Raw genomic sequence first — 6,243 nt, forward strand, 5'->3', positions numbered from 1 at the left:
TCGTCCGCTCCTGGCGGCGTCGTTCCCCCTGTGGCAGGGGCGCGCGCCGGACGGACGACAGCGGCCTATTCTTCCACGTCGTCTAGCTTGCGCCAAAATCGGCCGCCGGGCTCGGGCGCCCAGCCCATCATCGAGAGGATCTCGCGGTCCTTCTTGTCGAAGGCCGCCGGGTCGCAGCGCTCGATGAGGTCGGGCCGGTGGGCGGCGGTGCGGCGGAAGGCCTCGTCGCGCCGCCAGCGGGCGATCTTGCCGTGGTGCCCGCTGAGCAGGACGTCGGGGATGCCCCGGCCGCGCCACTCGGGGGGCTTGGTGTAGACGGGGCCTTCGAGGAGGTTGGCCATGGCGCCGGGGGCGAAGGAGTCGTCCCGGTGGGACTCGGCGTTGCCGAGGACGCCGGGCAGGAGGCGGGCGACGGCCTCGGTGACGACGAGGACGGCCGCCTCGCCGCCGGCCAGGACGTAGTCGCCGATGGAGACCTCGTAGACGGGCATCCGGGTCGCGTACTCGTCCATGACGCGGCGGTCGATGCCCTCGTAGCGGGCCGGGGTGAAGATCAGCCAGGGCCGCTCGGAGAGCTCGACGGCGAGCTCCTGGGTGAAGGGCCGGCCGCTGGGGGTCGGGACCACGATGACGGGGCCGTGGGCGCCGCTCTCGTAGCCGTCGGCGAGCGTCTGGTCGAGCGCGTCGCCCCAGGGGTCGGTCTTCATGACCATGCCGGGGCCGCCGCCGTACGGGGTGTCGTCGACGGTGTTGTGCCGGTCGTACGTCCAGTCCCGCAGGTCGTGGACGTGGACGTCGAGCTGTCCGCGCGCGCGGGCCTTGCCGACGAGGGAGACGTTCAGCGGTTCGAGGTACTCGGGGAAGATCGTGACGACGTCGAGCCTCATGCCTGGGCCTCACCGGACGCGTCGTCGGACTTCTCGCCGGAGCAGCCGGACTCCTCATCCTCAGCGGGCTTCTCGCCGGACTCTTCATCGGACGCGTCGTCGGACTCGTCGCGGGAGGAGACGATCTCGGCGCGGTCGTCGATCAGGCCGGGCGGCGGGTCGATGACTGCCCGCTGCTCCTCCAGGTCGATCTCGGTGACGATCGACTCGACGAACGGGATCATCAGCTCGGTGCCGTCGGGACGCTCGACGATGAAGAGGTCCTGGGACGGCAGGTGGGAGATCTCGGTGATGCGGCCGATCTCGGTGCCGTCGGCGAGCACCACGTCCAGGTCCATGAGCTGGTGGTCGTAGTACTCGTCCTCCTCCTCGGGCATCTCCGTGGGGTCGACCTCGGCGATGAGGAGGATGTTGCGCAGGGCCTCGGCGGCGTTGCGGTCGCGGACGCCCTCGAAACGCAGCAACAGCCGGCCGCTGTGCACCCGGCCGGTCTCGATGGTCAGCGGCCCGGCGGAGGCCGGGTCGGTGCGCAGTACGGCACCGGGGCCGAGCCTGAGTTCGGGCTCGTCCGTGCGTACCTCGACGGTGACCTCGCCCTTGATCCCGTGGGCGCGGCCGATCCGCGCGACTACCAACTGCACTGCTCCACACTCTCCTGTCACACAGCTCGTACGACGCGAACGACAACGGGCCGGGGTGGGCTCGTAAGCCCTCCCCGGCCCGTGCCGGCACAACTAAGGTGATGCTGCCGGCCTGCTCAGCGGACCTGGTCCACGTCGACGAGGTCGACCCGGATGCCACGGCCGCCGATGGCGCCCACGACGGTACGCAGCGCGCGTGCGGTGCGGCCGTTGCGGCCGATCACCTTGCCGAGGTCGTCCGGGTGGACCCGGACCTCCAGCACGCGACCGCGGCGCAGGGTGCGCGAGGCGACCTGCACGTCGTCGGGGTTGTCGACGATGCCCTTCACGAGGTGCTCGAGAGCCTCCTCGAGCATGATCAGGCCTCGGTCGACTCGGTGGACGCGGCCTCGGCCTCGTCCGCCTTCTTGTCGGCCTTCTTGGCCTTCGGGGTGATGGCCTCACCCTTGGCCTCGTCGCCCTCGAGGGCCTTCGCGAACTCGTCGAACGAGGCGCGCTTGGCCTCCTTCGTCGCGGGGACGAGCAGGGCCTTCTCGGGGGCCGGGAGGCCCTTGGCCTTCTGCCAGTCGCCCGTGAGCTTCAGGATGGCGAGAACCGGCTCGGTCGGCTGGGCGCCGACGGACAGCCAGTACTGCGCACGCTCGGAGTCGACCTCGATACGCGACGGGTTGTACGTCGGGTGGTAGAGGCCGATCTCCTCGATCGCGCGACCGTCCCGACGGGTGCGGGAGTCGGCGACGACGATGCGGTAGTGGGGCTGGCGGATCTTGCCGAGGCGCTTGAGCTTGATCTTGACTGCCACTGGAGTGGTGTCTCCTGGTCTTGACGTGGTTGGGCACTTTGAGATGCCACGTGGGGTTGCGGTACTCGGATGCCCGATGGACGCGTCAGCCGGAGGAGAGAGGGGTCCTGTGCGACTGTCGAGTACAGCTAGCCATTGTGCCACACACCGCGAGGTCAGCTCGCGGCGCCCACCGCCTCCGGGATACGGAAGGGCTTGCCGCAGCCGCCGCAGACGATCGGGGCCTGGGCGAGCACCGAGGGCACCACGCGCACATTGCGTCCGCAGTCGCAGACGGCCTTGACGCGGACACCGCCGCCCGAGGAGCCGTGCCGGGCGGCCGGTCCGCGGAAGGAGCGCTTGGTGTCGGCAGCCGTGGCGACCGTGTGGGCCTTGAGGGCGCGCTGGAGCCGCTCGATGGTGGGGCGGTAGCGCCGCCTCGCCTCGGGGTTGAGCGTGACCAGGGAGAAGCCGCTGCTGGCGTGCGGCTCCTCGGGGTGGTCGAGGCCCATCTCCTCGGCGATCGCGAGGAATCTGCGGTTGTGATAGCGGCCGGCGCGGGAGGTGTCGCGGACACCCCGGGCGGCGGCGATGCCGTGGACTGCCTCGTGGAGCAGTCGTTCGAAGGAGAGCTCGGCGCCGCAGGCGGACGAGGACTCTCCGATCAGGGACTCGGGCGCGGCAAGATCGGGCAGCTCGGGGTGGTGCCGCTGAATGTCGGCCCACGCCTGTGCCAGCTCTGCGGCGAGAACAGGTGGTGTCGTGCTCACGTCGCGTACAACGAGCCGAAGCGCCCCCGGGTTCCATTCCGGGGCATCCCAAATATTTTGCACGTACCCGTCAGTTGCCGTTGATGTGTCGTGACGAGGGCCAGTGCGCCGATCTGCGGAGGAGTCACGCAGGGGGCGTCAAGCTGGTGCGTAGCGGCGCATACGCCCCGGCGTGTAGCCATGGTGCGCGCGCCCCTTGGGGAACGGCCTCCCGGACGGATCGGGGAAGCGTGACAGGGACATTACCGGGTCGCCTCTCTCCCGGACGAATCGGTGCGGTGCGAGCACTGGACGCGGCACGGGATGCGCAGTTCCCTGGCTACGGGGGGTCGTCGTCCGAGCACGGATTGGGGCAGTTTTCCATGACACCTACGCTCGTCCCGTACCACCCCGCGCGCGACTGGGCCGAGATCCAGGAACGGATGCTCGTCCCGCTCTACGAAGCGGTGTACGACCGCCTCGGCGTGGGCGCCGGGACCCGGGTCCTGGGCCTCCGCTGCGGCTCCGGCCTGGCGCTTCTCATGGCGGCGGCGCGGGGCGCCCGGGTGGCCGGCGTGGACCGGGACCACGCGCGCGTGGAGCTGGCGAGGGAGCGGCTCCCCGCGGACGTGACGGTCACGGAGGAGCCCCCCGAGGGTGACCCGTACGACGTGATCACGGCCTTCCACACGACGGACGCGCTCCTGCCGGAGCTGGCGGCCCTCACCCGTACGGCCCAACCGGGCGCGACGGTCGTGCTCGCCGGCTGGGGGCCGGCCGAGCGGTGTTCCACGGAGGCGGTGCTGCGCGTCGCGGCCCGGCTCGCCGACCGCCGGCCGGGCCTCCGGACGGACCTGGAGGGGCTGGCGGCGGGTGCGGGGCTGCGGCCGGCCGGTTCGGGACGGGTGGCCTGTCCCTTCGGGTACGCCGACGAGGGCAGCGCGGTGCGCGGGCTGCTGTCGACGGGCGCGTTCGACGAGGCCGTGCGGGCGACGGAACTCTCCCAGGTCGAGAAGGAGATCGAGGAGGCGCTCGCTCCGTACGTGCGCGCCGACGGCACGGTGTGGATGCCGAACGTCTTCCGGTACGTCGTCGCCCGGGTGCGGTGAGGCCCGTGGCCGCCGGACGCCGGTGGCCCGTACGGCCGGCTCAGTCCTCCCGCGCCGCGCGCGTGATGCCCGCCGCGCGGTAGGCGTCGGCCTCTTCCAGGGTCTCGTTCTCCAGGAGCGCGGCGGCCAGTGCGTCCAGCTTGTCGCGGTGCTCGTGGAGCTGCCGTACGGCGCTCTCGTAGCACTCGTCGACGATGCGCCGCATCTCCGCGTCGACGGTGTCGAGGGTCGCGGGGGCCGCCGAGAGTCCGTACGCCTGCTGGGCGTCGCTCGGGATGGCGGTGAGGCGGCCGACGAGCTCGCTCATGCCCCAGCGTCCCGCCATCCCCCGGGCGATGTTGGTGACCTGCTCCAGGTCGCTCTCGGCGCCGGTGGTGACGACCCCGAAGACGACCTGTTCGGCGGCCATGCCGCCGAGGGCGCCGATGATCCGGCCGCGCAGGTACTCCTCGGTGTAGGCGTACCGGTCGGCGTCGGGGGTGGAGAGCGTGACACCGAGCGCGCGGCCCCGGGGCACGATGGTGATCTTGCGGACCGGGTCGGCGCCGGGCTGGAGCATGCCGAGGAGGGCGTGGCCGCTCTCGTGGTACGCGGTCCGGCGACGCTCCTCCGCGGGCATCACCAGCGGCCGTTCCGCGCCGAGCTGGACCTTCTCCAGGGCGTCGGAGAGGTCCGACTGGGTGACGGCCCTCTGGTCGCGCTTCACGGCGAGGAGGGCCGCCTCGTTGGCGAGGTTGGCCAGCTCGGCACCGGTCATGCCGGGGGTGGTGCGGGCGACGTGCTCCAGGTCGACGTCCTTGGCGAGCGGGATCTCCCGGGTGTGGATCCTGAGGATCGCCTCGCGCCCGCCCCGGTCCGGCGGGTTGACGTGCACGATCCGGTCGAAGCGGCCGGGCCGGGTGAGGGCGGGGTCGAGGACGTCGGCGCGGTTGGTGGCGGCGAGGACGATGACGCCCTCGGAGCCGGTGAAGCCGTCCATCTCGGTGAGGATCTGGTTGAGGGTCTGCTCGCGCTCGTCGTGGCCGCCCATCCCGGAGCCGCCGCCGCGGGCCCGGCCGATGGTGTCGATCTCGTCGATGAAGATGATCGCGGGGGCGACCTTGCGGGCCTCGGCGAACAGCTCGCGGACCCGGGAGGCGCCGACGCCCACGATCATCTCGATGAACTCGGACGCGGAGGCGGAGAAGAACGGCACCCCGGCCTCCCCCGCGACGGCGCGGGCGAGCAGGGTCTTGCCGGTGCCGGGCGGGCCCGCGAGGAGCACGCCGCGCGGCATCTTGGCGCCCATCTCGCGGTAGGCCTGCGGATTCTTGAGGAAGTCGACGACGTCGTTGAGTTCGCCCTCGACCTCGTCGATGCCGGCGACGTCGGCGAAGGTGGTGCGCTTGTCCCCGGCCTCCAGTTCGACGGGTTTGGGCGGCGCCTTGCGGCCCAGCATGCCGCCGGCGCCGCCCATCCCGGAACTCATCCGGCGGGCGATGAAGATCCACAGCACGACGAGCAGCAGCATCGGCGCGAGCGAGATCAGCAGGTTGGCGAGGAAGCTGCGCTCCTGGACGACCGGCTCCGCGGTGACGGTGACGCCCTTCGAGGTCAGCTCTCCCCAGAGGTTGTCGTCGGCGAAAGCGGGCCGCTGGGTGACGAACTTGCTGTAGTCGCCCTTGTCTCCGTTGGGCAGGGGCTGCTTGTTCTTCAGCTCCCCCTGGATCGCGTCGCCCTTGGAGTAGATCTTGGTGACGTTGCCGGAGTTCACCTGCTTGCTGAACTCGGTGTACGAGATCGTCGGCTCGTCGCCCCGGTTGAAGAACGACAGCACGAGGTTGGCGATCAGATAGACGACCAGGGCGGTGAGGATGAGGCCGCCCCAGCCGCCGGGCATCTTCCTCTTCGCCGGCGGTGGCGGCGGGGCCCCTTCCGAGCGCCAGGGCTGGTCGGTCCGGTCGCGCGGGGGTACGGGGTTGGCCACGTGGCTCTCCTCGGGGCGGCTGTGGCCCCAGTATCGAAGAGCGGGACGAACGCGGCATCGCGGGCGGTCCGGAGGGATGAGAAGGGGCCCGGGGCGGTTTCGCACCGCCC

General features: G+C 71.4%; 7 protein-coding genes. 1 reads left to right on the plus strand and 6 read right to left on the minus strand.

Annotated features, from left to right (window positions below):
- Positions 1 to 65: 65 nt before the first annotated feature.
- The 5 genes from trmD to ACFQ79_RS24620 form a co-directional block, all read right to left on the minus strand.
- On the minus strand, positions 66 to 887 hold the full coding sequence (gene trmD / locus ACFQ79_RS24600) for a tRNA (guanosine(37)-N1)-methyltransferase TrmD (protein ID WP_266969673.1): 822 nt from the start codon (positions 885 to 887) through the stop codon (positions 66 to 68).
- Complete coding sequence (gene rimM, locus ACFQ79_RS24605; protein WP_383586915.1) at positions 884 to 1,528, minus strand: ribosome maturation factor RimM; 645 nt, start codon at positions 1,526 to 1,528, stop codon at positions 884 to 886. Before rimM ends, trmD begins: the two co-directional genes overlap by 4 nt.
- 116 nt (positions 1,529 to 1,644) lie before the next feature.
- Positions 1,645 to 1,884: an RNA-binding protein gene (locus tag ACFQ79_RS24610; protein WP_003980229.1), complete on the minus strand. Its 240-nt coding sequence runs from the start codon at positions 1,882 to 1,884 to the stop codon at positions 1,645 to 1,647.
- A gap of 2 nt (positions 1,885 to 1,886) precedes the next feature.
- Complete coding sequence (gene rpsP, locus ACFQ79_RS24615; RefSeq protein ID WP_187623038.1) at positions 1,887 to 2,330, minus strand: 30S ribosomal protein S16; 444 nt, start codon at positions 2,328 to 2,330, stop codon at positions 1,887 to 1,889.
- A gap of 155 nt (positions 2,331 to 2,485) precedes the next feature.
- Complete coding sequence (locus ACFQ79_RS24620; protein WP_351787236.1) at positions 2,486 to 3,079, minus strand: hypothetical protein; 594 nt, start codon at positions 3,077 to 3,079, stop codon at positions 2,486 to 2,488.
- A 362-nt stretch (positions 3,080 to 3,441) separates the two neighbouring features.
- Here ACFQ79_RS24620 and ACFQ79_RS24625 point away from each other — a divergent pair, with 362 nt between their 5' ends.
- Entirely contained in the window at positions 3,442 to 4,167 is a 726-nt protein-coding gene (locus ACFQ79_RS24625) for a class I SAM-dependent methyltransferase (protein ID WP_383586917.1), read from the plus strand.
- A 40-nt stretch (positions 4,168 to 4,207) separates the two neighbouring features.
- On the opposite strand, the gene ftsH is transcribed toward ACFQ79_RS24625, so the two are convergent.
- A complete protein-coding gene (ftsH, locus tag ACFQ79_RS24630; RefSeq protein WP_383586919.1) occupies positions 4,208 to 6,133 on the minus strand; it encodes an ATP-dependent zinc metalloprotease FtsH in 1,926 nt (641 codons plus the stop codon).
- Positions 6,134 to 6,243: the final 110 nt, after the last annotated feature.

Source organism: Streptomyces sp. NPDC056480, assembly GCF_042795405.1.
Classification (GTDB): Bacteria; Actinomycetota; Actinomycetes; order Streptomycetales; family Streptomycetaceae; genus Streptomyces.

Bases quoted from the DNA above. Each gene is read 5' to 3' on its own strand.
- trmD (WP_266969673.1), bottom strand. From the start codon at position 887: ATGAGGCTCGACGTCGTCACGATCTTCCCCGAGTACCTCGAACCGCTG.
- ACFQ79_RS24610 (WP_003980229.1), bottom strand. From the start codon at position 1,884: ATGCTCGAGGAGGCTCTCGAGCACCTCGTGAAGGGCATCGTCGACAAC.
- ACFQ79_RS24625 (WP_383586917.1), top strand. From the start codon at position 3,442: ATGACACCTACGCTCGTCCCGTACCACCCCGCGCGCGACTGGGCCGAG.